The organism is Pseudovibrio sp. POLY-S9 (assembly GCF_001431305.1).
Lineage (GTDB): Bacteria > Pseudomonadota > Alphaproteobacteria > Rhizobiales > Stappiaceae > Pseudovibrio.
The window spans coordinates 1-272 of the sequence record NZ_LCWX01000206.1; the positions used below are offsets into that span (position 1 = coordinate 1).

The 272-nt window shown below is 55.1% G+C and carries 1 protein-coding gene; it reads left to right on the top strand.

Going from position 1 to position 272, the window contains the following annotated elements; all coding sequences use genetic code 11:
- Positions 1 to 33 precede the first annotated feature (33 nt).
- Positions 34 to 272 (top strand): type VI secretion system tube protein TssD (gene tssD, locus PPL9_RS34790; protein WP_152986648.1); only part of this gene is annotated, 239 nt, incomplete at its 3' end.

The following is a 272-nucleotide window of genomic DNA, read 5'->3' on the forward strand; positions in this document are numbered from 1 at the left end:
CCGCACACGGAGGGCGCTCACCAGGAGCATACTATGCCAACACCCGCTTATATCACCATTGAAGGGTCAACTCAGGGTCCAATCACTCAAGGCGCGTTTACTGAAGATTCCGTCGGTAACGTGTGGCAGGAAGGCCATGAAGACGAGATCATGGTGCAGGCCATTGATCACACTGTCATCATTCCTCGTGATATCCAGTCCGGCCAGCCAGCTGGTCAGCGCGTGCACACTCCGTTCAAGTTCACCTGCTCCATGAACAAGTCCATCCCGCT